General features: G+C 48.3%; 24 protein-coding genes, 1 tRNA gene and 1 pseudogene. 8 read left to right on the top strand and 18 right to left on the bottom strand.

The annotated features are described in order from the left end of the window. Nucleotides 1-64: 64 nt before the first annotated feature. Both BLS44_RS17040 and BLS44_RS17045 read left to right on the top strand, forming a co-directional pair. Nucleotides 65-151 (top strand) — tRNA-Ser (locus BLS44_RS17040). A 259-nt stretch (nt 152-410) separates the two neighbouring features. Continuing rightward, nucleotides 411-1,199 (top strand): sulfite exporter TauE/SafE family protein, encoded by a 789-nt coding sequence (locus BLS44_RS17045; protein ID WP_090391431.1) that lies wholly within the window; start codon nt 411-413, stop codon nt 1,197-1,199. Between the two features lie 45 nt (nt 1,200-1,244). On the opposite strand, the gene BLS44_RS17050 is transcribed toward BLS44_RS17045, so the two are convergent. The 7 genes from BLS44_RS17050 to BLS44_RS17080 form a co-directional block, all read right to left on the bottom strand. Next, on the bottom strand, nt 1,245-1,628 hold the full coding sequence (locus tag BLS44_RS17050) for a hypothetical protein (RefSeq protein ID WP_143019821.1): 384 nt from the start codon (nt 1,626-1,628) through the stop codon (nt 1,245-1,247). A 120-nt stretch (nt 1,629-1,748) separates the two neighbouring features. Further along, a complete protein-coding gene (gene tssD, locus BLS44_RS17055; protein ID WP_090391433.1) occupies nt 1,749-2,144 on the bottom strand; it encodes a type VI secretion system tube protein TssD in 396 nt (131 codons plus the stop codon). Nucleotides 2,145-2,239: 95 nt separating this feature from the next. Further along, entirely contained in the window at nt 2,240-2,629 is a 390-nt protein-coding gene (tssD, locus tag BLS44_RS17060) for a type VI secretion system tube protein TssD (RefSeq protein ID WP_090391434.1), read from the bottom strand. Between the two features lie 153 nt (nt 2,630-2,782). Continuing rightward, nucleotides 2,783-4,177: a DUF5458 family protein gene (locus tag BLS44_RS17065; protein WP_090391435.1), complete on the bottom strand. Its 1,395-nt coding sequence runs from the start codon at nt 4,175-4,177 to the stop codon at nt 2,783-2,785. A 35-nt stretch (nt 4,178-4,212) separates the two neighbouring features. Next, a complete protein-coding gene (locus tag BLS44_RS17070) occupies nt 4,213-4,665 on the bottom strand; it encodes a type VI secretion system contractile sheath small subunit (protein ID WP_090391436.1) in 453 nt (150 codons plus the stop codon). Nucleotides 4,666-4,909: 244 nt separating this feature from the next. Then, nucleotides 4,910-7,387, bottom strand: coding sequence for an ATP-dependent Clp protease ATP-binding subunit (locus tag BLS44_RS17075; RefSeq protein WP_090391437.1), 2,478 nt, complete (start codon nt 7,385-7,387; stop codon nt 4,910-4,912). A gap of 28 nt (nt 7,388-7,415) precedes the next feature. After that, entirely contained in the window at nt 7,416-8,489 is a 1,074-nt protein-coding gene (locus tag BLS44_RS17080; RefSeq protein ID WP_090391438.1) for a PKD domain-containing protein, read from the bottom strand. A gap of 65 nt (nt 8,490-8,554) precedes the next feature. Between BLS44_RS17080 and BLS44_RS17085 the strand changes: the two genes are divergently transcribed. Further along, entirely contained in the window at nt 8,555-9,211 is a 657-nt protein-coding gene (locus BLS44_RS17085) for a C40 family peptidase (RefSeq protein ID WP_090391439.1), read from the top strand. Nucleotides 9,212-9,230: 19 nt separating this feature from the next. Here BLS44_RS17085 and tssO read toward each other — a convergent pair whose 3' ends face one another. The 8 genes from tssO to BLS44_RS17125 form a co-directional block, all read right to left on the bottom strand. Then, the gene (gene tssO, locus BLS44_RS17090) at nt 9,231-9,743 is read right to left on the bottom strand and encodes a type VI secretion system TssO (protein WP_090391440.1); all 513 of its coding nucleotides are present in this window, start codon (nt 9,741-9,743) and stop codon (nt 9,231-9,233) included. Between the two features lie 38 nt (nt 9,744-9,781). Further along, nucleotides 9,782-10,957, bottom strand: coding sequence for a hypothetical protein (locus BLS44_RS17095; protein ID WP_090391441.1), 1,176 nt, complete (start codon nt 10,955-10,957; stop codon nt 9,782-9,784). 15 nt (nt 10,958-10,972) lie between these two features. Next, entirely contained in the window at nt 10,973-11,842 is an 870-nt protein-coding gene (locus tag BLS44_RS17100) for a TssN family type VI secretion system protein (protein WP_090391442.1), read from the bottom strand. 32 nt (nt 11,843-11,874) lie between these two features. Further along, nucleotides 11,875-12,834, bottom strand: coding sequence for a hypothetical protein (locus BLS44_RS17105; RefSeq protein WP_090391443.1), 960 nt, complete (start codon nt 12,832-12,834; stop codon nt 11,875-11,877). After that, nucleotides 12,831-14,711 carry a type VI secretion system baseplate subunit TssF gene (locus tag BLS44_RS17110; protein ID WP_090391444.1) on the bottom strand — a complete coding sequence of 627 codons (1,881 nt, stop codon included), beginning with the start codon at nt 14,709-14,711 and terminating at the stop codon, nt 12,831-12,833. The genes BLS44_RS17105 and BLS44_RS17110 overlap by 4 nt, the downstream gene beginning before the upstream one ends. A gap of 9 nt (nt 14,712-14,720) precedes the next feature. Then, nucleotides 14,721-15,164, bottom strand: coding sequence for a GPW/gp25 family protein (locus tag BLS44_RS17115; RefSeq protein ID WP_245729249.1), 444 nt, complete (start codon nt 15,162-15,164; stop codon nt 14,721-14,723). Between the two features lie 202 nt (nt 15,165-15,366). Further along, entirely contained in the window at nt 15,367-16,200 is an 834-nt protein-coding gene (locus BLS44_RS17120; protein ID WP_090391445.1) for a DnaJ domain-containing protein, read from the bottom strand. 1 nt (nt 16,201) lies between these two features. Further along, nucleotides 16,202-16,615: a hypothetical protein gene (locus BLS44_RS17125; protein ID WP_090391446.1), complete on the bottom strand. Its 414-nt coding sequence runs from the start codon at nt 16,613-16,615 to the stop codon at nt 16,202-16,204. A gap of 122 nt (nt 16,616-16,737) precedes the next feature. Between BLS44_RS17125 and BLS44_RS17130 the strand changes: the two genes are divergently transcribed. Then, nucleotides 16,738-17,487, top strand: a complete 750-nt coding sequence (locus tag BLS44_RS17130) for an XRE family transcriptional regulator (RefSeq protein ID WP_090391447.1) — start codon at nt 16,738-16,740, stop codon at nt 17,485-17,487. Nucleotides 17,488-17,702: 215 nt separating this feature from the next. Here BLS44_RS17130 and arfB read toward each other — a convergent pair. Next, nucleotides 17,703-18,086: pseudogene (arfB, locus tag BLS44_RS17135) on the bottom strand (alternative ribosome rescue aminoacyl-tRNA hydrolase ArfB); the annotation flags it as partial. Nucleotides 18,087-18,525: 439 nt separating this feature from the next. Here arfB and dtd point away from each other — a divergent pair. The 4 genes from dtd (at nt 18,526) to BLS44_RS17155 (ending at nt 22,696) form a co-directional block, all read left to right on the top strand. Next, complete coding sequence (gene dtd / locus BLS44_RS17140; protein WP_090391448.1) at nt 18,526-18,978, top strand: D-aminoacyl-tRNA deacylase; 453 nt, start codon at nt 18,526-18,528, stop codon at nt 18,976-18,978. A 7-nt stretch (nt 18,979-18,985) separates the two neighbouring features. After that, entirely contained in the window at nt 18,986-19,321 is a 336-nt protein-coding gene (locus BLS44_RS17145; protein WP_090391449.1) for a nucleotide pyrophosphohydrolase, read from the top strand. A 3-nt stretch (nt 19,322-19,324) separates the two neighbouring features. Next, complete coding sequence (locus BLS44_RS17150) at nt 19,325-20,371, top strand: YihY/virulence factor BrkB family protein (RefSeq protein WP_090391450.1); 1,047 nt, start codon at nt 19,325-19,327, stop codon at nt 20,369-20,371. A gap of 267 nt (nt 20,372-20,638) precedes the next feature. Beyond that, nucleotides 20,639-22,696, top strand: coding sequence for a hypothetical protein (locus BLS44_RS17155; RefSeq protein ID WP_143019822.1), 2,058 nt, complete (start codon nt 20,639-20,641; stop codon nt 22,694-22,696). Between the two features lie 119 nt (nt 22,697-22,815). On the opposite strand, the gene BLS44_RS17160 is transcribed toward BLS44_RS17155, so the two are convergent. Together BLS44_RS17160 and BLS44_RS17165 are read right to left on the bottom strand one after the other, a co-directional pair. Beyond that, on the bottom strand, nt 22,816-23,496 hold the full coding sequence (locus tag BLS44_RS17160) for a hypothetical protein (protein ID WP_090391562.1): 681 nt from the start codon (nt 23,494-23,496) through the stop codon (nt 22,816-22,818). A gap of 146 nt (nt 23,497-23,642) precedes the next feature. Next, a complete protein-coding gene (locus BLS44_RS17165) occupies nt 23,643-25,055 on the bottom strand; it encodes an FAD-binding oxidoreductase (protein WP_090391452.1) in 1,413 nt (470 codons plus the stop codon). Nucleotides 25,056-25,193: the final 138 nt, after the last annotated feature.

Raw genomic sequence — 25,193 nt, forward strand, 5'->3', positions numbered from 1 at the left:
CCTGATGGCCAGGCCCCGAAATTGAACGGGATCTGCGGCTGAAAGAGGGGAAAGTTATATAAACGGAGACGTGTCCGAGTGGTTGAAGGAGCACGCCTGGAAAGTGTGTATACGGGAAACTGTATCGCGAGTTCGAATCTCGCCGTCTCCGCAAAGAGGCTGCCTCAAAGGGTAGCCTTTTTTTATACTTCCAGGCCTCATTCTATTAAACAAGAGCGCCCGATCAAGAAAATGAAAAGCCGGAAGTACATCCTCCTATTAATTGAAAACGGAAAAAGGGCTGGTAACAGATCTTCGTTTTGGCGACGGGAGCGACCTGTGAAACAGAGCCAGAAACCATTCTACCACCCCGGTAGATTGCTTTTTCAAACGGGAGATTCTTCCGATATTGCGAAAATTCCTCTTTTTAATTGGAAGTTATTGGTTACATATGCTCATTACTGATCGGTGTTTCCCTGGGTCTTATTGGCAGTGGGGGTTCTATACTGGCTATACCCATACTTGTTTATTTCTTTAAACAAACGCCGGAGCAGGCCACTACCCATTCCCTATTTATTGTGGGTATTACATCGGCCATTGCTGTAAGGAATCACTACCGGGTGGGCAATCTTAAAATAAAGGAAGCGCTTTACTTCGCCATTCCTTCCATTATCAGCCTGATCCTTTCCCGGAAGTACCTGTTACCCTCCGTTCCCGAAGTTATTGCTGACAGGGGGATGCTCATTACCAAGCATTTGCTGATGATGCTGCTGTTTTCCCTGCTTATGATCGCTGCATCGTTTTCCATGATCCTCCGTTTTTCACCGGTATCGGGCAAAGTATCAGTCAGCCGGCTTTTCCTTCTGGGCGCGCTGATCGGGATCGTTACCGGCTTCCTGGGCGCCGGCGGTGGCTTTCTGATCGTCCCGGTCCTTATCTTTTATGCCGGAATGAGCATGCGGAATGCCATTGCTACATCGCTGCTGATCATTACCATCAATTCACTAAGCGGGTTCACCGGCGATCTTATCAACAAAGTGGCTTTTGATCAAAGGATCCTCATAACGGTTGCGGCCACAGCTATCGCCGGCATGTTTGCCGGGCTCTATTTTTCCCGGAAGATCGATGGCGAAAAACTAAAACCCCTGTTTGGCTGGTTTATTTTTATGATGGGGCTTTTTATACTGGCCAGGGAGCTCTTCTTTGCCGCCGGCACCTGATAAGCGATCCTCTTTGCTGACGCAGGTTGCACTGCTTTGCCGGTGTTAAGGGCTGCTTTTGAAAAAGGCATGTCTACCTTTGATGCCGGCCACACTTCCGGTTACAAGCACCGTATCGCTGAGCACCAGGATGGGGTCGTTATAGGATCTTTGCCCATCAGGCGTCCGGAGCACTATTTTGTCCGGTTCTGCCCTGTATAAAAAATACAGGACGGTATCTCCCCGGGAGTAGTAAATGGCGGTGTCTTTTTCACGGAACTCGAGCAGGGGTACCGGCCCCGGAATATCCCGCGTCATCCACACACCTGTAATATCCGGCATGGATCGTACCGCGGCCCGGCGGGCTTCGGGGGAATTACCCGACCCGCGCCCTGGCACTATATGCAAAGAAAGCCAACTGAAACAAACAGGTAAAGCGATGTTTTTCATGATCACCGGAAGGTTTGGAAAAACGGTTTTACCGGGCAGGTTGATACCGGCAAAAAAATAAAAGTACTCCCTGGAAACGTTCCGGTATAGTACTTCTATTCAACAAGGTGCCAACACCGGTCAGGCTTCGTCCGGCCAGTTATTTTTGTAGGTCGAGTCGTTCAGTCTTATTTCCTTTGCGCTCAATTGCATGGATATTTGCATCGGGTAGTCGCCATCATGATTATACGCTTCCTGGTAATCGATACAATGAGCATCACTGAATTTCAATGTCTTTAGTTTGCTCATACTGTCCCGCCTGTAAAAGACCACTTCTCCGCTTTTCGTCTGTGTAGAGCTGATCATCCAGTCAAACAGGTTGGTGTTGCCATTACTTTCAATGGTAATATCAATAACTCCTCCCATCGGGATGGAGGTAGGGCGGTTGGTACGGTCTGTTTCCTGGGAAAACCGGAAACGGCAGCTAAGCACCGTTAACTCCTCGCCATCGGCCGTAAATTTTGCTAGAAATGACATAGATAACAGTTTAAATAACCCGATCCGGATACCGGACCGGGTTATGATTCAAATTGAGGTAAACGCTGAATCAGCTTGAGGAATTCTGGCCGGCATTAAACCGCCCATTGGTTTACATGAGAAGCATTACCCATTGAAATTTCTTTTGCAGAAATCGTAAACGTTTCTGTAATGGGATTATCGCTGGTGGAATTAAAGTTTTCACGATACTGTACCAGGTATCCTTCCTTGAAGTTCAACTCCTTCATGGTCGCATCCGAGTCTCTTTTTGTAAAAACGATCTTACCATCTTTTCTTTCGAAATTGTTGCACATCCACTCGAAGAAATTGGTTTCTCCGGTTGATTCAACGGTTAGCGTGATTTTTCCCCCACGGGTGATGGACGACGGACGGCCTGTCGCGTCTGTTTCCTGGTTCAGGGCGTAGTTCATGTCAAGAACGTTTACCTTTTTACCAGCCACATCTAATTGTGCTTTAAATGACATAACTGTACATTTTAGGTTAAAAAAAAAAAAGTATAAAAACTATAAATAAAAAAACGGGGTCGGGGCATACAACAACACTTCCTCTCCTCTGCACTTTGTGTTGTATGCCGGGTTTTGTTCCTTCTGGTAGCTCCTCAAAATCTTTTGCAATGCTTATTTCCCCTCCTGCTCGTATTTCGACATCCATTCTACACCATCCGGGTCTTCTCCCTTCTGGCCCTCCAGCTTAATAAGGAACGTTTTAGCCGGAAAATAGGGTTTTAAATGTATATCCAAATGGATCCGGTCTTTCTGAACCGGGTCCTGTTCAAATCTTTTGATTGTAAAGTTCTCGATCAGCTTACTGGGCCCTGTAATACCATCCAGGAACTTGACGATCTGGGAGTTCAGTTCTTTACGGGTGTTGGCATTAAAATTTTCGAAAGCCCGGCGGTTCAGGAAGTCCATCATCACCTTAGCCACATAGTCAAATACCCGGACAACCGAATAGGTCTGCAAGCCGATATTATCCCCATTAAAAAGGGTTTTTGCAGAAAAGGCCATCACCTTTCCATACTCTTTTGCCATGGGGATCAGCCCCAGTTTTTCCAGCGATGCGATCTCACTTTTTTTGAGATCAAACTTTACGCCATCCACCTCGTTCATACTTCCATATTTCTTCCCTGCGGTTACCTGCGACATCAGTGTATAGTAAATTTTACCCGCCAGTGAACTGGAAGGTGGTACATACAGATGATCCTCTTCCCCTACAGCATCCACTTTTCCCCGGCCTACCAGCCAGTTACAGGCCATGATCACATTGGAACGGTATGGGTCGCCACCGGTAAGATTGGCTGCTTCAAACAGCTCCATCACATCATCGGGCGTATCCAGGTTTTCAAAATCCGTTACCAGCATCACTTTATTATCATGCGCGATCTTGGCCCATTTTTCCACGACCTTGTTAGAGCCCAGGTAACCCGGCAGCACCAGGATACCATAGTTATTACGCAGATCAAGCCGGTCATAATTGTTGACCAGCTCGGCCTGTACATAATCGACAAAGCGGGTATTATCCAGATCCTTTAGCTGATCCAGCTCCGCATTCATAATAGAAATATTCTTAACCTTCTGGCTTTCAGTATTCTTGTAGAAAAGAGCTACTGAACGGTAAGACCGTTCCAGCTCCTGGGTGCGTTCCAGCGCTTTTTTCAGATTGGATTTCAGGGTGTTTTCAGCGGTTTCTGCCTTATGCTCGCAGTCGTTCACCATTTCACTGAGGTCATCGGTTTTACCCAGCACATCGATCCACCACTCCAGTGTTTTTTTCAGTTCGGCCCGGTCGGCTTTTTTTGAAGATTCTTCCAGGAAGATCTTTTTCCGGGCTTTGCGCTCGGGGTTCAGGTTCTGTACATTATCGATCGCCGATTCCAGCAGGTCAAAACCACCCAGCCGTGCCAGGGCCTGTAAATGAGAATCCAGCGACCCCAGTTCCCGTACCTCTGGCTGTTTATATTCTTTTTGAACACTTTGTTCTTCCGGGGTCAAATTATTTTGAGCAGTTGCCATATGAATTAATCAAAAAATAGGTCAATAGAAATCATTTATTTCGAGCCATCCAGTTCCTGTATCAACACTTTTAATGCAGCCAGCAGGTTTTCCTTTGTTTCCTTATCGGCCAGCGCCTGTTTCAACAATTTATTGGTTTTTAACTGCTTTACAATCTTCTGGTACTGCTGGCGTTTCATATCCAGCTCGCTTAGGTAACCGCTTTGGTGGGTAATACCACCGGCTCCAAAATCACTCAGGCCTTTAAAATGCAGATCTTCCTTGCGGGTAGCTCCTTCTTCGGTTTCAAAATCCATTGAAACGGCCGGCGCAAAATGATTGAACACCGCATCAATATTGGTCAGTCCCTGTACAATTTCGGGTTTAACGGGAGGAAGATCGGTTAACTTTTCGGCGAGTAAAACACGGTTCTGAGGTATGTCTGCAAAAGCTTCAAATGCATCCGTTTTTACTTCTGTACCACCAATACCATAAGGTTCTAAAGGCATAGCTATTAATTTTACAGGTCTAAAAATCTTATTTTCTTTTATAAGGCACCGCTCAAAATTTCCTCAGCCGGTTACAAGACCCCGTTCGACGTATTTTTCTGAGTCAGCTTCTTTCAAAAATAATGATAAATTTCAAAACAAATCTAAAAAATAAATACAATCCGGTAATAAATAATTATTAAATATACCCGGAAATAGCGATGCACCAGGGATCCAGGATGCGCGCCCAGACACGGCTTCCGGCTTAATCCGGCATGTTTTCCCATACCAGCTCCCCGTTAACCAACGTCAATTTTGCCCCCGAGCCCGGTGGCAGCTCTCCTGAAATGATCTTTTTGGACAGGGGGCGCCGGATCTGGGACCGGATCACTCCATGAAGCGGGCGGGCGCCATATTCGGGGGTAAAGCCCATTATGGCCAGTTTTTTTCTGGCCTCCGGCGTGATCTCGATACGGATCTGCTGTTTTTCCAGTGCTGCATACAGCGATCTGAGATGGATATCAAGGATCCGCTCCACCATTTGCTCCTTCATGGGCGCAAATGGCACGATCTCCGTAAGACGGCCCAGGAACTCCGGCCGGAAATGATTGCTCATGATATTCAGCAGGCTTACGGGGTCTGGCGGGGCCTGGGTGCTGTTAAAAGAGTCTACCACATGTTTGCTGCCGATATTGGAAGTAAAAATGACCAGGGAGTTGGAAAAATCGCCTTCCTTGCCCAGTTTATCATGAATCTTGCCCTCATCCATCAGCTGGAGAAAAATATCAAAAACAGACTGATGTGCTTTTTCGATCTCATCAAACAGGACCACAGAGTAAGGTTGTTGCCGGATCTTGTTGACGAGCAGGCCTCCTTCTTCGTATCCCACATATCCCGGAGGGGCGCCATACAACAATGCGGCAGAATGTTCTTCTTTAAATTCAGACATATCAAACCGGATGATATTGGTCTCATCCTGGAAGAGGAAATCCGCCAGCGATTTGGCCAGCTCTGTTTTCCCGGTTCCTGTAGGTCCTAAAAAGAAAAAACACCCGATAGGCTGCCCGGGCTTTCCCAGGCCCGACCGCGATTCCAAAATGGATTCGCTGATGATCTTTATCGCATGGTCCTGCCCTACAACCCGTTGCTGCAGGATCTCTTCAATATTCAGAAGCCGTTCTTTTTCCTGCGCCTGGATCTTTCCCAGGGGAATGCCTGTTTTATCGGCTACAATGGAGATCACATCATTTTTATCCAGTTCCGTACGGTCCTGCTCCACCAGCGGTTTCAGTGTTTCGTAAACAAGATCGAGGTATGTTATGATCGCATCCGTGGTTTTCATGGCCATGGGATCGTCTGAAGCAGGCACTGCGCTCCAGATCACCGGGCTCATCCCATGCTTCAGCTGCTGGTAATGCCACTGAAACTCCGCTAACGCTACCGGTGTTTCTGCATCCGCCTTCAGCGCTTCGTATTCCGATTTGCGGTGTTCCAGCAGAGGCACACCGGTATCTTTTACCAGGCGCAGGGCCGCCATGGAGCGGTCTGCCAGGTCAATGGCTGCATCCGGCAAACGCCGGTCCTTGATATAACGTTTGGCCAGCCGGATCGATTCCTGCAATGTTTCATCCGGGGCACTGATCTTATGATGAGCTTCATACAGGGGTATTACCACTTTCATCATCCGGAAGGCAGCAACAGTACCCGGCTCTTCAACTGTAAGCGTTTCAAACCTTCTTGCAAAGGCTTCATCCCGTTCAAAATTTTTCCGGTATTCGTCAATGGTAGTGGCACCAATGATGGTAATGGCTCCCTTGGCCAGCTCGGGCTTCAGCAGGTTGGCAGCCCCGGAAAAGGGGCCATTCTTATCCAGCAATACATGGATCTCATCTATAAACAAAATCCCTTTCTCAAACTGTTTTATTTCGCTGAGGACCGATTTCAGGCGCTCTTCTGTTTCTCCTTTATAGGATGCACCGGCAGCCATTGCCCCGTTATTCAGCTCAAAAACCCGGGCGTTCTTCAAAAAGGCGGGCACCTGGCCCTGCCGGATGGCAATGGCGAAACCATCGACCAGCGCGGTCTTACCAACGCCCGGCTCCCCTATCAGCAGCACATTGGGCTTGGTACGCCGGCTCAGGATCTCTGCCATCATCCGTACTTCCTGCTCCCGGCCGATAATGGGGTCCAGTTTTCCTTCGGCCGCCATCAGGGTCTTATCGATGGTATATTTTTGCAGCGCCTGCTTCTTTCCCCCGGAGCCTTCATCCGTTGTGCCCTGTATCGCCTGCTGCAGTTCATTGAGCAGCTGCGTTCCCCCGGCGGAAACGGAGGCCAGGTCGATCAGTTGCTGCCGCTGTACCGGGAACGTTTTCAGCTGATCAAAGGAAAACGCGATCCCTGGTGTGCTCACTGAGGCCAGCACATGGATCGGCTCAATGATATCATCGCCGGTCTGCAGCCGGATATGATCCGCATCATCCAGCAGGGCGGCAATATCATCCGCGGCCGGGATATCATCTTTTAAACTGGCTGATTTCGGACAGGCTTCTATGCGGACATCTGCCCAATCGGCCAGGTAATACACATCCACATCTGCCTGCACCAGCACCGGGTCCAGCTCCACATCCTTATGCAGCAGCGCCTTCAGCAGATGTGCAGCTGAATAACGATTGTGCATGTTTTCTTTAGCAATAGCTTTGGCGATCTGCGTTGCTTTTTCAAGCGTTGTTGAGAACTGCATTTTGGTTGGTTAATTTTTAAAAAATATTTTAAAGATCCCTCCATGACATACCCAGCATTCCCGTCTTCACTTTCCCGATCACATCTATTTTATTTACGCAATTGGTCTGTTTATTTTTATACAGGGTGGTGGTCAATGACAATTTATCGCCTTTTTTCACAGCCGCTACTTTTTCGAAGAACTGCTGGAAGGTTGTGGCCTTCCCGTTCAGGATAACGGTCGTATTCATGTTCCCTTCACAAAAGTATTTACTAAAGGTGGAAATCGGCCGTTTTCCTCCGGCAGAATTCCGGAGCATCTGGTTAAAGTCTGCCGCGGCCACATCGGGATACATTACTACCGGTTCCGGGGCCTGCGCCTGGGCTGGCTGGGCGGGGGTAGCCGGGTTCAGCTGCTGTGGCAGGGGCGCCGTTTGCGGGTCATCATTTACCCGGGGGCGGATCACGGGCCCGGGATTGCCGGCGGTTGCCCGCGGCTGCTCCACCGGGGCCTTGGGCGTTACAAATATCTTTCGCACCAGGGGCGTTCTCAGATTCCCGTTGATCACCACGGAAATGGTCTTCCAACCGGGTGTTTTATAGGTGTAATACTGGTTCCGGAGGTTACCGTCCACATTTGCGGTTTCTCCAAACCGCCACTCCCAGCTGCTGGCCCTTGAAGAAGTATCCTTGAACAGTACCGGCACATCCACTTCTGCGGTGGCAGGCATCACCACTTTTGCAATTAATGTAGAATCAACGATTTCGGGGGCGTCGTAAATGGTAATGGTCTTGTATTCCGTGCATTTTCCGTCGGCGATCAGGGTAATGGTATACTCTCCGGGAGCATCAAATGAATGCATCACAGAGGCTACTTCGGTAACGCTCCGCTGGTTATCGCCAAAATCCCAGTGCAGGCGCTTAAAATCACGGGCATCCGTCTCAAACCGCACAATGGTACCTACACGCAGGTCCGTGCCTACGGTCTTCACCATAAAATCAGCGCAGGGTTTATAGTTCCTGAACCGCACCACAAAGGCCAGGGAGGCCAGGATGCACACTGCCAAAAGCGTGATGATCACATTGTCATCCAAACGAAAAACCATAAATTGTTTTTTCTGCATAAAATGGTTTTGCGATTTTCTATTGTTTACAAAAGATTTTTAGTTTAAGCACTTAATTTTGCTACATGTTACCACGAAAAATATTCGGCACCTTGTTAATCACCCTGATCCTGTGCAGCTGTACACTTTTCAAAAAGCCGGTTGCCCCGGACTACAGTACCTCATTATACATCAACAACAGCCGCCCGGGCCGCGATAGTTCCGGAACTACACCCGCAATGCAGGTCAGCAATACCGGAAAGCCAGCCCTGTCGAGGTCCGACTCGCTGCTGAAGGACAAATACGCCCAATACCTGCAGGTGCCGGCAGACAGCATCACCAACCTGCGTCTCTACCGTTTCATTGATGAATGGCTGAATACACCTTACCAGTGGGGCGGAACCACAAAACGGGGCATCGATTGCTCAGCGCTGATGCAACGCCTGCTGGCCGAGGTATACGATATTTATATACCCCGGACCTCCTACCAGCAATACTTTACCGACAATGTAGAACGCTTTGCCCGCTGGGAATCACTGGCAGAAGGCGACCTGATCTTTTTTAAGACCATACCCGGCAACCCCATTACCCATGTGGGCCTGTACCTGGGCAACGGCCGGTTTGTCAATTCGGCATCAAGGGGTGTTACGATCGAAAGCCTCCGGAAATCTTACTGGGCTGCGCGCTATGTGGCGTCCGGCCGGCTGATCGTTAACAAATCCAGGAAAGTAGCAAAAAATTAAGTCAAAGAGCTTCCCGCGTTTAACGGGGTGTGGTCAATAAATTATTCATCTGGGTCCGGCAGTCCGTAAGATCCCGGCTGAGCTGCGCGTTATCCGCCTTCAGCTTTTCCACTTCTGCCGGCATATCACCAATATCCGTTATTTTATTCGTCGCCTCCAGGTACCGCTGAAACACATCGATCACATTGGTATTTAACCGGGAGTACATACTGCTGTCCTTGTACTGCAGGTTGTTCAAAGTACGGATCTTCTCCATGATAAGGGAGTTCAGGTAGGCCTTCTGCGCACCCGGCTTTCTTAATGAATCGATCAGGTTCTTTGTTTCATCCATCGTTTGCACAAAACGGTCCTGTGCCGCTTCCTGCAGCTTAAAGTTATTCAGCTGCTGCCGCATCATCCGGTTATCTTTTGTAGGCACCGTGGTATCGAAATAAAAGGCGAGCAACACCAGCCCCACGGCCAGTATGAACAATAACAAAAACTTCCAGAAAGCCTGCTGGCGCTCTTTTGCATTGATAACTATTTGCGACATTTTTCTTCTGTTTTTATATTCCAGTTAATGATGAAGGACTAATCCGCCAGGAAGAAACCGCGTTTTCTTGCCTGCACCTCTTCTTCGGGTACCACCAGTTTTTCCTTTACAAAAATCCCGGTTTCCTTTTTCTTGCCGATATAATCCAATCCTGCAAGATTGGTGAACAGCTGGAGGATCAGCGCGCAGAACTTTACATTTTTGTCGATCCCCTGCCGGATGTTCAGATGATCATAGCGATAGTTGGTGATACTGGTAATTTCATCTTCCAGCTCGCCCTGGTTCACGTTGCACCATTCTGTAAAATAATTGATCATTTCTTCTTTGGCGGATCCGGTATAAATATCAATGGCATTCTTGATGGTCCGCGCCAGCCCCGAAACCGAAGCCACCAGGTTCACCGGCGGACCGTACAGCACATCATGCCTGTATGTTCCGTAAATCCGGGAAACATAAAACAGTACTTCTTCGCTTAGTTTACGCACGGGGTCTATCAGGTCATTCTGCTGATTCTTCTGAAGGATCTTTTGCAGGATCTGCAATGCATTCAGCTCCATACGGCCAAAGAACTGTTCTGTTTCCGCGTGGTGCTGCACCAGGCTTTCATGACTGTTCACCGCCGTGCAGGGAGGCAGATAATCCTCCTCCAGTGATACGGACTGGTCCTGAACAAGCACTTTACCTACAGGCAGCTGAAATTCGCCCAGGGTATTCAGTGAAGTGTCTGCTACCGGAAGCAGCGATACGGTGTAAGCCGGATCTGTAAAGGGCAACCGGATGGGCTGCTCTTCCGGGTTCGCTGCACCATAGGGTACCGGGTTATAAGGGTCCAGCGAGAGGATCACATAGAATGCCTCCGATTTTCCCTGCAGGTCCTTAAACGGTACGCTCAGCCCGGGGATCTTTGCACTGAGCTGGTTGGTGCTGTCAGCAGAATCAGCGCTTAACCTGATCACATAACCGCCCCTCGTTACAGCAGTACAGGACATAATGCGCACGTTTACATGCTGCATATTGTCAACACTTACCCATATCCTTGGCGGTTCAATAGCAGTGCTCATGGGCAGCAGGCCATAATTATGATCATTTAGAAAAACGGTATTGCTGAGTGCCTGCTGAAAAACGGTGGCATAGTGCTGGGCAATAAAATGATTCTTGTTGATCTTCATCCCGTTTACCCAATTAACGGGTTTGTATTCTTGTGTGCGATTCATATTCCTTGTATTTTATCAGGAGACCCTGGAACAAATAATAATATCATTCTCTTTTACTTTATTAATAAATATGGTCCGCTCCGGGTCTATATATTTTGTAAATAAGGTATACCACCTGGGCTTTTTAAAAAAGATCCAACCGGAAGATGCTCCTTTGTCATTGATATAGGCGATACTGGATCCGGGGTGGCGTTCATTATAATCATTGATAAAATAATAGAACAGCTCCCCAAACTCCATATCGACCGGCGCCTTGGCCCTGAAATTGGTAAAATGCTTATCCGTTCCTTTTTTATAGAACTCAAAACTGATCACCAGCAGGTTGCGCAGTTTCTTCTCATCCACCTCCGCAATCTCCATGTGGGCTGGATAGTGCCATTGTTTAAGGATCTTGAACGGGATGGCAACGGCCTGCCGGTAGGTATAATAAACGATCAGCGGGATGAAGAAGATCACACCGGAAGTCACCATAGTTACATCCATATCGTCTTTGCGGAACAGCCGGTAGGTCATCATAAAGCAGAGCCCTCCTATAAACAGGATGGCAAGTGTAAGAAAAACTTCTGCCCAGTAGGTCTTTTCATTCACCCATTTCAACCTTGTGGTAAGCGTATACACATGCAGGATCCCCAGCCACAGGAAAAAGAACTGGAAAAGGAGGAATTGCTGTGTATTGCTTTCAAGGAACCGGAACCAGGAAAATAAGCCAATGATGGCAAACCCCGCGGCATACAGTAAAATATAATACACGGTAGGTTTCGTGAAGGGCTTAAAACTCCCTCTTATTTTTGAAACGATCAGCCCCATGATCACAGACATGCTGATAAAGCTGATCCCCAGGTAGGGCAGCGCTGATTTTAAAGATGGCGAAAACCAGTTTTCCATTTATTTCTGTTGTTCCTTAATTAAAAAACCGTTTACATAATCGATGAATACCCCAGGATCACTTCGCTGTCGGCATCAAAAGACATCCCCTCTGTTTTATGCTCAACAAGGAGCTCTATCTCTATATCCGCTTCTACCGGTGCAAAATAATCATTGAAGGTCCGGATCAGGATGTCCTTGTCCTTATTATTGATAAAATCACCCACGTTGCCGTTCTGCAGCGGACCGATCTTATACTGCAGCACAGGATAATCTTCCATAAATTCCGATCCGCAAACCATATAATCGCCCAGGGGCTGTGTTCCAAGGCCCGCCCCGCTGCCCAGCCCGGCGGCATCATCTACCCGGATCACCCCCGCTTCTTTCCGGACGATCTGTACCGGCTCATTCAAAAGCGCCTTCAGACAGGATTCCATCACCGGCAGGTTACCGCTGATCTGGTGCGCATAGGGCAACAATAGCAAAAATGAAGCCGCTTCATGCTGCTTCAATGAGGAAGGCAGGTTCCAGAAATCCAGGAAATATCTGGTCAGTATCTTGCTCTTCAAAACATCCAGCAAATTGACCTCTTCCTTTTCCAGCATCAGCTGCTGATAAAAGAACTCGTTCTCGAAAGGCTGAAAGAATTTACGGCTCTCCTTTTCCTTTGCAAGATTTTTCTTGTACCGGTCGATCATCTCGGCCACACCGGCACGCTCGCGGAATTCGCTGGTCTCCGGCTGGTGAAACAGCGCTTCCGGAAGCATATCATAAAAGCCGGCACGCGACAATCCGATCTCCACAAAGGTCCGGTACCAGTTATCTTCTATTACATCCGTATGATAAACATCCTTTACAAAATCCCTGTAAAAATACCCGTTGTTATGCGTTACATAGCCCTGTGCAGGAAAACCGTTCTCCAGTGCATGATTCAGCAGCACTTCTGCCTTTACATCGGCATCGCGTCCCTCCATCCACCTGGATAAATAGTATATTTTTTCTTCCTTTTTCATTTATCAGATGCTTCCTTTATGAATACCCGGTAAGGAATAAAGGCCATGGACCGTTCTGTCAGTTGCAGCGCCAGTTCTTTTTCCCACTGCATCACTTCTCCTTTTTCCCGGGCCTCAATGAATGCTTTCCGCTTTACCGTAACGGTAACGTCGATCGTTTTCATAAAACCCTTGGTCGTTTCTGCAGAAATCATGAACCCCTTCTGCACGTTTACGGCCTCTACAGCTGAGCCCAGGAATAACCGGCAATACAGGGTAATATCATTACGGCTCATTATGCGGTCCTTGGACAGGAGTGCATATTTATAGGCTACCACGGCATCCGCCTGGCTTAACCGGTTCCTGCCGCCCTGCGTATTGGTGAGCAAAAACACAGAAGAGTGGTTTACAGAACCGGTCTTGTATGGCTGCAGGCGGGTACCGGGCCGCAGGCCGTTGGCGGCATACCCGTTGGTACTCCAGTACTGGATGTATAAAAATTTGGAGCTTGTCTGCTTAGGGTTACGCACCATCAGGTACGGGGTATATGCAGACTGGTTAGAGGTTGTTTCGCCCACCAGCTGTTCGATCTTTGCGATAGATTGCTGCAGGCTCTTGATCTCCTGCGAGATGAGATCCTTGCCCAGTTTTGAAAAAGCGGCACTTTCATCCCTTAGCAGCTGTACCAGGTTTTCCACCACAACAGTTGCATCGCGCTCATCAAAACGGCCGGCGCCTCCGTTGCGTAAAAGGATATTGATCTTCTGGTGTTCCTCTTCTGTGTTCTGGCGGATGTGCAAAAAGCGGCCGGTTTCATCTGTGATCTCCGCCAGATCGTAAAACTGATCGGCGTCTGTAAGCAGGGGGATCACGTTGATCATTTCCTGGATGCGATAGGTGATTTCATGCAACCTCCGGTTCACCACCGGAAAACAGTTGGCAAATACGCTTACATCCTCCAGCATGGAACTGGTGATATTTTCGGGAAAAGTGATCCGGATCCAGCAGAGCGGCTCGTTCACCGCCTGAAGTGTTTTGTTGCCAAACACGTCTTTTAATTCGGCAGGGATCTCCTTTTCCGTGGCAGTATAGCGCAGCATAGCAGGGTCCTTAATGCTGACAAACGCTTCCTCATATAATTCGTTCACCAGCTTGATATAGCGGGATGTGGCGCTGGCCTCCTGCTGGATCAGCTGCGCAGCATACCAGTCCGGATGCGTATTGGAGGCAACATTATAGCCCCGCTGTGTGTGGATGGGATGTTGCCCGCTCACTTTCCAGCCGGCACTTTTCAGCTGGTTATAAAACACGGCCTTATTAATCTCGCTGCGGTACTGGAAGTAAAACTGCGTATGGTTCAGATCCAGTTGCTGATGATCCAGGGCGATCCAGAGCGTTGAGGCCGGCAGCCATTGCTGCTCTTCCGCAAGCCCGATCAGCTCCTTGGTGACCCCTCCGGGATAGCGGTAGATCTTGTTTCCGGTAGCAGCATACCGCACCCGCGATTTATTGATCCTGAAATGATCCGTAGGTGTAAAAAAGATATCGGTGCTTTTGGGGGCCTCTTCACTGCTGTTCCTGATATTCTGGGTAATAAAGAACTGTTCTTTTACAGAAAGGGTGGCCGCTTCTTCAAGACTGTTGGCGTTCAGAATGGCGGAGGCCAGTCTTGGTCCTGTTAGCACGTCTGGCGCCAGCAGCTGTACGATCCGGTCCATAACCCGGTTACGGGAGTGATAGATCTCGTTGGAAAGCCGCTCCAGTTCCGCGGCGTTCACCGATAAGAGCAACCCTACCAGCGGATCAAAATTTGATGCTTCCTCCGTTTCCGGATAGCCCCAGATCTTCGCTGCATTCTGCAGCATCCTGTTCCGGATATGTTCCCTGCTTTCGTTCATTGGTTCGGTTTAATTATATGCCAGCGGGCTGATAAAGAACCCGTCCCGGTAGGTTATTGGTTCATTGGTTGCCGTAATGACCGCGGTAATGGTAAACGCTAATTTTCGTTTCATACCCGGATCCCTGACACCGAAAGGCGCTTCTTCCTGCTGCACCTGCATCTCAACCCGGACCTTCTCGATCCTCTTTTCAAACCGGGCAATGGTGGTGCCCAGCGAAAGCAATATCTTTTCCTTTTGCTTGTTCCGGTACGATACATTGTCAAAATCCTCCTCCCACAACCTGTTCCCAAACTGCTCATCACTCAGCAGCTCACCAAAGGCGGTCGTCAGCATCAGGTGTAAATGATGCGCAATAGACTCCTTCAATGAGCATTTTTTCATTTCATTTTTGCCCACTATCTTCCCCAGTTCCAGGGGTAATTGATAATACTGGTGTAACATGCCCGACATCAGATGGATCGTAGTAACTTGTGATTTAGATATTGCGATTTGCCAGGCTCAAAAGATATTTTCTTGATAGGTAAACACGCGGCAGAGCTTCCTCTCCTGAAGCAAATATGATTTTTTTTTCCATATTTTCCCAGTTTTGCCAAAGGTTTTTAAAAATCACCGGTTCCGGCAATGCCTCCCGGCAACCCGTAACAAATAAGGGCTATTCATAATACGGCTGAAGGTCTTCTTCTTTTATCCAACCCGTAAGCTTATAATCAGGGTTGGCAATGCTTTGAAACACAGCGTAATAAAAATTCCTGTACTTTTTTGAGACCAGGATCTTATTTCCCTTTGTCAGGTATTCACTGGTCCGTACCTGGTTCTGCGGATCTTTGTAAAAGTAGGCCCTGTCCGCAGCTACGATAAATTTCCCGGCCATATCGTTGACGGTACCTTCCGGCTCTGCTGCTACTTTTTCCTTTGCAGGACCGGCAACGATCCAGAGAACGGAGGCGGCGATCACCAGCAGGCAGAGGATCATCAGCGGAACCCGGTAACTTTTTTTTACAGGAGCCTGCTGCTGCATCAGCCTGTGCGCCTTATCCGCCTTAAGGTAATCCTGTTTTGCCGCAATATAGGCAGGCAGCTCTTCCCGGATCAGGGCCAGGGCAGGAGCCTGGCTGTCTTCTTCCGGGTCTTCCGGATCAGGGCCGGTGCCGGAAGCCGTCTCCTGTGTTGCAAACTCCCCGGGTTCTTCAGCAGCAGTTCCGGCTGCAGCCGGTTCCGGAGCCGGGGCTGGTTCCTGGTAACTTCTTTTTGCCGCCTGCCGGTGCTCATCATAAACCTGGTCGTATTCCGCACGCAGCCGGGGGTCGCTCAATACCTCAAAAGCCTCGATAATCTTTTTTGACCAATCCTCAAAATACACATCCCCCACATTTTTGTCAGGATGAAATTTCAGGATCAGTTTCCGGTATGCTGTTTTTATCTGCTCATCTGTTGCGGAGCGCGGCACACCCAGCGTTTCGTAAAAATTCTTTAATGTTCCTGCCATATCAGTTATCTTTCCAGCCCTGAACCTTTTTATCAAAAATCTGTACTTCTGTATTACTCCTGCCCGTTCCGCTGTCTTCCTGCGGATAGATCCAGGTAGCCTCCGGTCCGCCTTCCTCCGGCTGTTCTTTTATTGCCGCGGGATGTCCCCAGGCCATTAATAACAGTTCAGAAGGCATGCCCACCGTTATTTCTCCCTCCCGGATCTCCCGGATATATTTTTTACCGATCTGTTTTTCGATGATATCAAAAAGGCGGTGCTCCAGCCCCTCATATGTAGCCCGGGTCTGCGCCAGGTTGACACGGGCCTGTTCTGCGGCAACCTTTTGATCTTCCGCCTTATGCGGCCGGTTCAGCAAAAGAAAAACAAGTGTTCCTGTGGCAAGGGCGATCAGGATAATAGGCAGAAGGAGCATAGGGCGTCCGGATGATGATTACAGATTAACATTTGTGTTGATCCAAAGATAATGGCAATGAGGGAAAAAAAAATTTTTTGTTTTGTCAAAATATTTAGTATTTTGCACTAAAATAATTAGCCATGTCAGTTGCCAACAAAAATCTGAAGTACTTGAGAAAGCTCAGAGGATTGACACAGGATGAGTTTGCCGGCAAGCTCAACATCAAGCGATCCCTGCTGGGAGCCTATGAAGAAGGGCGGGCGGAGCCCAGGCTGGAAGTACTGGAAGCCGTCTGTGATCTTTTTAAGTTAACGCTGGATGAAATTTTACGAAAGGACCTGAGCCAGAATACTGACAATTACCTGGCCAGGCGGCGCGCCCTTAAATTGTCCGACACTTCAGCCCGGATCCCGTTTGTTCCCGTAAAAGCTGCAGCAGGCTACCTGAATGGCTATGCAGACCATGAATTTATAGATGAACTGAATACTTTTACCCTCCCGATGGTATCCGGCGGTAATTACCGGGCTTTTGAGATCGCCGGGGATTCGATGCTGCCCACACCGAGCGGCTCTATCATCGTAGGTGAAAAAGTGGAGGCGCTGGACCATGTAAAGAACAACACTGCCTGTATAGTAGTATCCAAGAACGACGGTATTGTTTATAAACGTATCCAGCGGAACGGGAAAACCAGGAACAAACTCATGCTGTTAAGCGATAATCCAACCTTCCAGCCCTATTCCATAAGCTCGGAAGACGTACTGGAAATGTGGGAGGCCCAGTTTATCATCTCTAAAACCAATACGATGCAAAGCTGGAATGTAGGCCAGCTGGTCAATATTGTTGCCGACCTGCAGCAGGAAGTTGCCGGCATGAAAAAGAAGATGAACTGATGCCGCTGAGTTCCTGATTCCCATTTCCCGGTATTCAAAGCAACTGAAGATCGGAAACGCCGGTTTTTCTGGCCTTCCCTCCAGCAAACGCCCCGGGGCAACTCAGCAGGTTTAATACAGAAACCCAAACGCTTTGTGCTTCAGCGTTCCGCCCCCGGAAGGATACCCGCCCCCCCAACGTTCCTGTGCTGCTGCACTTCTGTGGCAACCCCAAACTAATGTTCATCCCGCCGTACCTTCTGACGGCTTGATTTGATTTCACCTTTCCGTTTTTTGTTATTGATCCGCCGGGCTACGGCAGCCTTTGAGATTTTTGTGGCAATCCGGGCTTTCTTTTTATGAAGCGCCGCCGTAACCAGGAAATTGATCTTTTGAATAGCGTCTTCTTTATTTTCCAGTTGTGTGCGGTATTGCTGCGATTTCACCTGCAGATAACCCTCTGACTGGATCCGGTTAGCCAGCCGCTCCGCTACAATGTTTTTCTGGGCTTCGGAAAGAAGTGCAGAATTCCGGACATGGAAGGAAGCAATCACTGCTGTTTCCACTTTATTTACGTTTTGCCCGCCTTTTCCACCGCTGCGGGTTGTTTGAAACACTAATTCTTTTGAAACATCCATCTCCAGGTTCATAATTATGCATAAAGCTACTTCATAATTCTGAATCAGCCTGGCCGGTAGGCCATTCAAATTTTCGCAGCATTGAATAAATACTGCCCGGATAGCAACCAGCCTTGTAAAAGCAATGAAACGTTGTTTACAAGAAATTTGTTTACAAATATTATGTAAACAAAAAGGCTGTAAACAAATCTCCCGTTTTACTGGCAGCAAAGCCTTACAGCAACAATCGGGAACAGGATCAATTCCAGCCGGTCCCATTCCTGCCTGTATATCCATAGCCGGCGTGGCACCGCCATCTTTAATAATTGGGTTATTATTAGCTTAAACGCCTGCGGGCCGGTTCCATAAAATTTACCGCCCTTTCCGCAAATTTTCCGGGAATCCTCTTTGTATCCCTATTTTTGAAGAAGTAAATGGTAATATGAAAACAGTTATTCAACGTGTATCGGAAGCCCGTGTTGTTATTGATGGCACTATTTTTTCAGCCATTGAAAAGGGACTGCTGGTATTGCTGGGCATTGAGGATGCCGATACGGCGGAGGATATCGCCTGGCTAAGCCAGAAAATCACCCAGCTGCGGATCTTTGATGATGATGAAGGGATCATGAACCGGTCGGTAAAAGATATAGATGGCGCACTATTACTGGTAAGCCAGTTTACCCTGCATGCCTCTACAAAAAAGGGCAACCGGCCTTCCTATATAAGGGCCAGCAAGCCGGATATCGCCATTCCTCTGTACGAAAAAATGATCCGGCAACTGGAAAGCGACCTGGGCAGGGAAATAAGGACCGGTGTGTTTGGGGCCGACATGAAGGTGCAGCTCATCAACGACGGGCCGGTTACCATTATCATTGATTCAAAAAATAAAGAATAAAACGGATATGACAATAGATGAAGCACAACGCACCATAGATCACTGGATCAATACCGTAGGCGTCCGCTATTTTAGTGAGCTCACCAATATGGCCATTCTTACCGAAGAGATCGGCGAACTATCGCGCCATATGGCCCGCATTTACGGCGACCAGTCGTACCGGAAAGCAGAAGATGAAAAAAATGCCCGCGACCTGATGGCCGATGAAATGGCCGATGTATTATGGGTACTGATCTGCCTGGCCAACCAGACCGGCACCAACCTGACAAAAGCACTGGAAAAAAATTTTGAAAAAAAGAATATCAGAGATGCCGACAGACATTTGAACAACAAAAAATTGTAGTGAATGGCGTTAAAACGGACCTGGACGATCATTAAACAAACCCTTGAAGAAACCTTTACCAACCGCGTCTTTAAATTGAGCGCGGCGCTGGCCTATTATACCATTTTTTCCCTCCCGGGTTTACTGATCGTGATCATTTGGATCGGTGACAGCTTTTTTGCAGATGCACTTTTGAACCATAGCGCTCATGCCGACGTAAAGAACAGCCTGCATGTGCAGATTGAAGGATTTATAGGCAAACCCTATGCAGACGAGATCTGGCAGACCATTGACAATGCAGCACGCTTTCCCAACAAGGCTTTTGCAAAAGTGATCGGGATCCTTACCCTGGTTTTCGGAGCCACAGGAGTTTTTGCAGAAATACAGGATTCCATCAATATGATCTGGCGTTTAAAAGCCCGCCCCAAGAAAGGAAAAGGATGGCTGAAATTATTGTTAGACCGCTTAATGTCCTTTTCTGTTGTGGTTACCCTGGGCTTCCTGCTGCTGGTTTCCCTGATGATCAACGGGTTGATGGAGTTGTTGACCAGCCAGCTGACGCGCATCATTCCGGATTCGCAGCGTGTGATCGCTTACATCTCTAACCTGGCCATTACCTTCTTAATTACGTCCGTTTTATTCGGTATGATCTTTAAAGTATTACCAGACGCAAAAATAAAATGGCGCGCGGTAAGAGCCGGTGCCTTTGTAACCACACTGCTCTTTATGGGAGGCAAGTTCCTGATCAGCTATTACCTGGGACATAACAAAATGACATCTGCGTACGGTGCAGCCGGCTCTGTCATTATCATTTTGCTCTGGGTTTATTACTCTGCCATCATCCTGTATATTGGCGCAGTATTTACCCGGGTATACGCCATTCATAATGGCATGAATATCTATCCCAGTCAGTATGCCGTTTGGGTAGAACATGTAGAAGTGGAAAACAAAGACTCCATCCAAAACCTGCAGCAGGACCCGGTGGTGGCCAAATCTGCCGAGGAGCACCGGCTGGAAAATATTTACATGGGGGAAGATGAGCACCGGAAAGAAGAAAGACCGGGGTCATAAACAGGTCCTGAAACACGGCTGATTTTGATCTTTTATAACCTGGGATGCAGGTTACCGGCAGTGCATTGCTTACCGGCTTATTTGCTGCAAAAATTCAAAACCTGTTCTATTTAACCAGGGGCATTCACCCAAGCCCTCTTATTATTCTTTGTATATTTATGGTATTAATAGATGCCATTGCTGAAACGATCTGTTTTCCTTTTTGTCCTGTTTTTATGGGGTACAACGCTAAACGCCCAGCGTGCGTTTCCGGCTCAAAATTCCGCCTTGTACGTTATCACCGATAAAACCATCTACACACCCGGGGAAGTGATCTGGTTCAGCGGTTATTTTTTGCCGCAGGAGGGTCTTGCAGATAGCCTCAACCCCAACGTGATGGCGGTAGCCCTCATCCGGCAGGATACGACAGGGTACACGATCAACCAAAACTATTTCATGCGGAAGCACTTTTGCCCCGGCAGTCTTACCCTGCCCGCAGCGCTGCAACCAGGTAATTATGAACTGGTGGCGGCCCTCAACCTGCTGGATTCCTCCGGCAGGCCCCGGTTCAGCTTCCGGAAGCGCATCTCGGTAAAGACCGTTGAGCAACCACCCTTCCTGCTTACCTTCCGGATTGAAGACAGTTTAGCAGCAACCAACACCATACAGATTGCTATGCAGGCACTGAAATCCGAAGGCGTATTGATCGATCCCCGAAATGCCGCCATCAGCTACCACCGGCCCGGGGAAAAGCCTAAAACGCAAAAACTGGATCTTACAGGGAGGGCCCGGCTGGTGATTCCAACAGATGGGGCAGACACCACTTTACCCGTCCTTTACACCACAACTACCGTCAACGGACAATCGAGGTCCTTTACGGTCTGGTTGCCGGTACAAAGGTCTTTTACCAATAAGGAATTGCTTCCCGCAAAAAAGGATATCCCCCGGGATAAATCCGCAACAATAACCCTTCCCAATCCCCTGTGCGGAGATACACTTGAAGCAACGATCACAACCAGCCATCCGCAAAAGCTGCTCCTGGCCAGCCAAAACCTGTATAGCGCCACAGCAGAAAGATCCGCACCGGTATTGATCCCGGCATCAAAAAAAATAGCATTGCCGCTGAAGGATCTTACAAGGGGCATTCATACCCTGTTGCTGTTAAATGAACACGGAATAGTGCTGGATCAAAAACAGTTCTTTGCTCATTACAGCGATCGTCATCAGTTGTCGGTGCAGACCGGCAGGAATCAATTTGGTACCCGGGAAAAAATAACCCTGACCATCAGTCTGAAAAACCTGCAGGGAAAACCCGCGAGGGCGCTGCTCACCGTAACCTGCGTTAATACGAATCGCCTGGAAAAGAACGACCGGTTATTATTCCCTGCGTATTATTATACACAGCTCCTGGATGAGCCCTATAAAACGGAAGCGATCTATACCAACAGCCGCCTGTTAAGCCAAATGCTGCAGCAGCCGGTAAATACGGATCACCGGCCTTTCTCCACAGATGGGCTCTACAGGCCACAGATGGCAACCAGCATTGTTTTTGCAAGGAACGGGAAACAGATCAAAAAAAAACTGGCGGTATATATCCGGAGTGATACCACCGGCAGATTTACCGCTACCGATAACAGCGGGAGGTTTTATCCCTCCGCCGCCGACCTGACAGTACCGGAAGGCAGTCCGTTTTTCGTAAAAGCAGGCAATATCACAAAAAGAGGAAAAGTTACATTCGACATCCCCTACGCAGTAGCGATTACCAATCCCATGCAAAGATCCATGACATACCTGGAGCAACCGGAACTTCCGTTATTCCATAAAGACCCGGCCAATCAAACCAGCAGTAAACAGATCTTAAATGACCCTTATGAGGTCAAAATGATGCAAATGGTTACCGTGCAAAGCAAATTTTTCAGCCTGACCGCTGATGACACGCGCAGAAACAATTGCGGCGATTACGTTTGTCTCAACAACATTCTGAACTGCCCGGCTCATTTAGACGACGTCAATAATACCCTCCCGGTTAAAGGAAAGTATTATCTGACCAGGGCGGGGGGAAACAATATTATCTACCAGGGCTGCACGGAAAATACGCCCGCAAGAATTAATACGCCCCGCTCATTTACCGGGATGAATGAAAACAGGCTGCAAAATAAAGAAGTACCGCATTATTTATCCACCCTCTACTGGGCTCCGCTTTTGCAGGTGTCGGGTAAGATCACACTGGAATTTTACAGCAGTGATCTGCCGGGCAGGTATAAGATCATTGCAGAGGGGCTTGCTGAAAACGGAGATATCCTCCGGGAAGAAAAAGAGATCACGATCGATGATAAACAACCCTAACAGACCGCTTACGATCCAACCTTTATTTACTGACACGGCAACGGGGCCGGGTTCTTTATCCAAAGCATAGCCATACAGGGAGCGTTTCTTTTAAGCTGCAGGGGCTTTTATTCCCGCGTTTAATAGCGCCCATACCGGCCCTGGAACAGGCCTACATTAACACCTGCCCGTATGACAGGTATGATCACCGGCTTTTGGTTGCCATAATCATCATACCGCTTATCTACGTAAGGGCTATTCCATTGCTTTAATACATCGGCCAGCACTGAAATGTAGAAGAACGTGGTGCCCCCCTTTATCCGGCCGGTTGAGTATCCGCCTCCAAGCAATAAGGAGGGCGCGCTTGCATTGATCTTATAGGCAGGCACGGGGCTGCTTGACGAGGTCGTATACCGCTCGTTGGTAAAATTTTGTTCAAACTGTGCCTGAACAAATAAAAAACTGATGGGATAGGCTCTTACAAAGGCACCCGGGCCCCATACGTGCTGTTTTAACCGGTCGTTAGTACCCCATACATCGCGGGCCCCGTTAAATACATAATTCAGTACAACGCCCCCATCCAAATAATCGTTGATCTTGTATCCCAGCACGGGGCTTACCCCCAGCACGCTCCCACCCGAATAAAAGGAAGCCGTTACACCACCCCCGGTAAAGAGATGCTCTTTCTTAAATCCCTTTTCTTCGAACGGCTGATCCTCGTTGGCATTCCGCACTTTAACAGGCGCATCCTGTGCCCGGGATGCAATGGCCAGCAGGAGTGCTGAGCCCAGCATACAGGCGATACAAAATACTTTTTTCATATGTTTACTTTTTATCATTTTTTGCGTCCTGCCCTTGAGGTGTGGAAACGCTCTATAAAAATAATCATCTTTTTGAGTAAAATTTACCCGGTAATGGTCATGACTTATTTCCCGTTCTACGCTTCTGTTATGAACAGCAAGCCGGTTTATGCCACGGCATCAAAGATCTTTCCCGCGTTTAAGATATTATTGGGGTCAAATGCTTTCTTAATCTCGCGCATCAGCTGGATCTGGCGTTCTTCAAACACAATATCCATATAGGTTTTCTGGATGAGCCCGATACCATGCTCGCCACTGATGGTGCCTCCCAGGCTTTTTACCAGTTTAAACAATTCACGGAGTACCGCATTCATTTCGGGATCGTTCAGGCTGTTTTTATTGCCTTCTTTCTTTATGCGTACATGCAGGTTCCCATCCCCTGCGTGCCCATAACAAACCGCATGAAAATTATGCTTTTGCCCCAGTTCTTTTACTCCTTTGATCAATTTTGGCAGCTCTGCCCGCGGTACTACCGTATCTTCCTCGATGGTATACCCGGCCGATTTAACGGCTTCGGCAGTCCTCCGGCGCAGTTTCCACAACTCTTCTTTTTGCTGGGCATCATCTGCAAAGAAAAGCTCGCCGGCTTCATATTGCTCCAGCAGCATGGCGATCTGTTCCATTTCCTGCATCAAAACATCCAGGTTATTGCCATCCACCTCTACGACCAGGTGTGCCGCAATATCATCATTCACCGGTACGGCATAGCTGTCTACCATCTGGCTTACAATCTTCAGGGCATCTATTTCCACCAGCTCCAGTGCACTTGGATTAAATCCTGCCCTGAAAATAGCACTTACGGCCTCACTTGCTTTTTCAAGAGAGGCAAAAGGCGCCAGCATCAACAGGTCGTATTTAGGCAGCGGGATCAGTTTCAACACAATTTTTGTAACCACGGCCAACGTTCCCTCGCTGCCTACGAGCAGCTGCGTAAGGTTATAACCGGTCACATTTTTCAATACATTGGCCCCGGTCCAAATAATTTCACCGGTGGGCAACACGGCTTCCAGGTTCAGCACATAATCTTTTACCACCCCGTATTTCACGGCCTTGGGGCCGCCGCTGTTCTCGGCAATATTCCCGCCGATAAAACAGGTACCCCGGCTGCTGGGATCCGGGGGATAAAACAATCCTTTTTCCTTTACTGCATTTTGCAGCACTTCTGTGATCACTCCGGGCTCCGTGGTTACCTGCAGATTCCGTTCATCAATGTCCAGGATCCGGTTCAAACGTTCGGTAGACAACACCAAACCACCCAGATGTGCCAGGGCTCCTCCACTCAGGCCCGTACCGCCACCCCGCGGGGTTACAGGGATCAGGTCCCGGTTACAGATCCTGAACAATTCCGAAACTTCTGCTGTGCTTCCGGGCTTTACTACCACTTCCGGCACAAAATGAAGGGTTTCGGTTTCATCATGCGCATAAAATTCCAGTGATTCGGTGTCTACAAGTACGTGGGCGGCTCCAACAATCTGCTTAAACGCCTCAATATGCTCCGCCGTGATCTTTTTGTCTGCCATTATTCTTTTTTACAAACAGTCTATAAATTTAGGAGGCGTAAAATTCGGGGAAATTTGGGAAAGGAAAAAATCAGCTTTCAGCCTTCAGCTATCAGCATTCCCCCATGGATTTACTCCCGGTATCTTTGCCAACGTAAT

The organism is Niabella drilacis (genome assembly GCF_900101395.1).
Taxonomy (GTDB): domain Bacteria; phylum Bacteroidota; class Bacteroidia; order Chitinophagales; family Chitinophagaceae; genus Niabella; species Niabella drilacis.

Coding starts and splice junctions, on each gene's coding strand:
- BLS44_RS17050 (WP_143019821.1), bottom strand. CDS start 1,628: ATGAAAAACATCGCTTTACCTGTTTGTTTCAGTTGGCTTTCTTTGCAT.
- tssD (WP_090391433.1), bottom strand. CDS start 2,144: ATGTCATTTCTAGCAAAATTTACGGCCGATGGCGAGGAGTTAACGGTG.
- tssD (WP_090391434.1), bottom strand. CDS start 2,629: ATGTCATTTAAAGCACAATTAGATGTGGCTGGTAAAAAGGTAAACGTT.
- BLS44_RS17065 (WP_090391435.1), bottom strand. CDS start 4,177: ATGGCAACTGCTCAAAATAATTTGACCCCGGAAGAACAAAGTGTTCAA.
- BLS44_RS17070 (WP_090391436.1), bottom strand. CDS start 4,665: ATGCCTTTAGAACCTTATGGTATTGGTGGTACAGAAGTAAAAACGGAT.
- BLS44_RS17075 (WP_090391437.1), bottom strand. CDS start 7,387: ATGCAGTTCTCAACAACGCTTGAAAAAGCAACGCAGATCGCCAAAGCT.
- BLS44_RS17080 (WP_090391438.1), bottom strand. CDS start 8,489: ATGCAGAAAAAACAATTTATGGTTTTTCGTTTGGATGACAATGTGATC.
- BLS44_RS17085 (WP_090391439.1), top strand. CDS start 8,555: ATGTTACCACGAAAAATATTCGGCACCTTGTTAATCACCCTGATCCTG.
- tssO (WP_090391440.1), bottom strand. CDS start 9,743: ATGTCGCAAATAGTTATCAATGCAAAAGAGCGCCAGCAGGCTTTCTGG.
- BLS44_RS17095 (WP_090391441.1), bottom strand. CDS start 10,957: ATGAATCGCACACAAGAATACAAACCCGTTAATTGGGTAAACGGGATG.
- BLS44_RS17100 (WP_090391442.1), bottom strand. CDS start 11,842: ATGGAAAACTGGTTTTCGCCATCTTTAAAATCAGCGCTGCCCTACCTG.
- BLS44_RS17105 (WP_090391443.1), bottom strand. CDS start 12,834: ATGAAAAAGGAAGAAAAAATATACTATTTATCCAGGTGGATGGAGGGA.
- BLS44_RS17110 (WP_090391444.1), bottom strand. CDS start 14,711: ATGAACGAAAGCAGGGAACATATCCGGAACAGGATGCTGCAGAATGCA.
- BLS44_RS17115 (WP_245729249.1), bottom strand. CDS start 15,164: ATGTCGGGCATGTTACACCAGTATTATCAATTACCCCTGGAACTGGGG.
- BLS44_RS17120 (WP_090391445.1), bottom strand. CDS start 16,200: ATGGCAGGAACATTAAAGAATTTTTACGAAACGCTGGGTGTGCCGCGC.
- BLS44_RS17125 (WP_090391446.1), bottom strand. CDS start 16,615: ATGCTCCTTCTGCCTATTATCCTGATCGCCCTTGCCACAGGAACACTT.
- BLS44_RS17130 (WP_090391447.1), top strand. CDS start 16,738: ATGTCAGTTGCCAACAAAAATCTGAAGTACTTGAGAAAGCTCAGAGGA.
- dtd (WP_090391448.1), top strand. CDS start 18,526: ATGAAAACAGTTATTCAACGTGTATCGGAAGCCCGTGTTGTTATTGAT.
- BLS44_RS17145 (WP_090391449.1), top strand. CDS start 18,986: ATGACAATAGATGAAGCACAACGCACCATAGATCACTGGATCAATACC.
- BLS44_RS17150 (WP_090391450.1), top strand. CDS start 19,325: ATGGCGTTAAAACGGACCTGGACGATCATTAAACAAACCCTTGAAGAA.
- BLS44_RS17160 (WP_090391562.1), bottom strand. CDS start 23,496: ATGAAAAAAGTATTTTGTATCGCCTGTATGCTGGGCTCAGCACTCCTG.
- BLS44_RS17165 (WP_090391452.1), bottom strand. CDS start 25,055: ATGGCAGACAAAAAGATCACGGCGGAGCATATTGAGGCGTTTAAGCAG.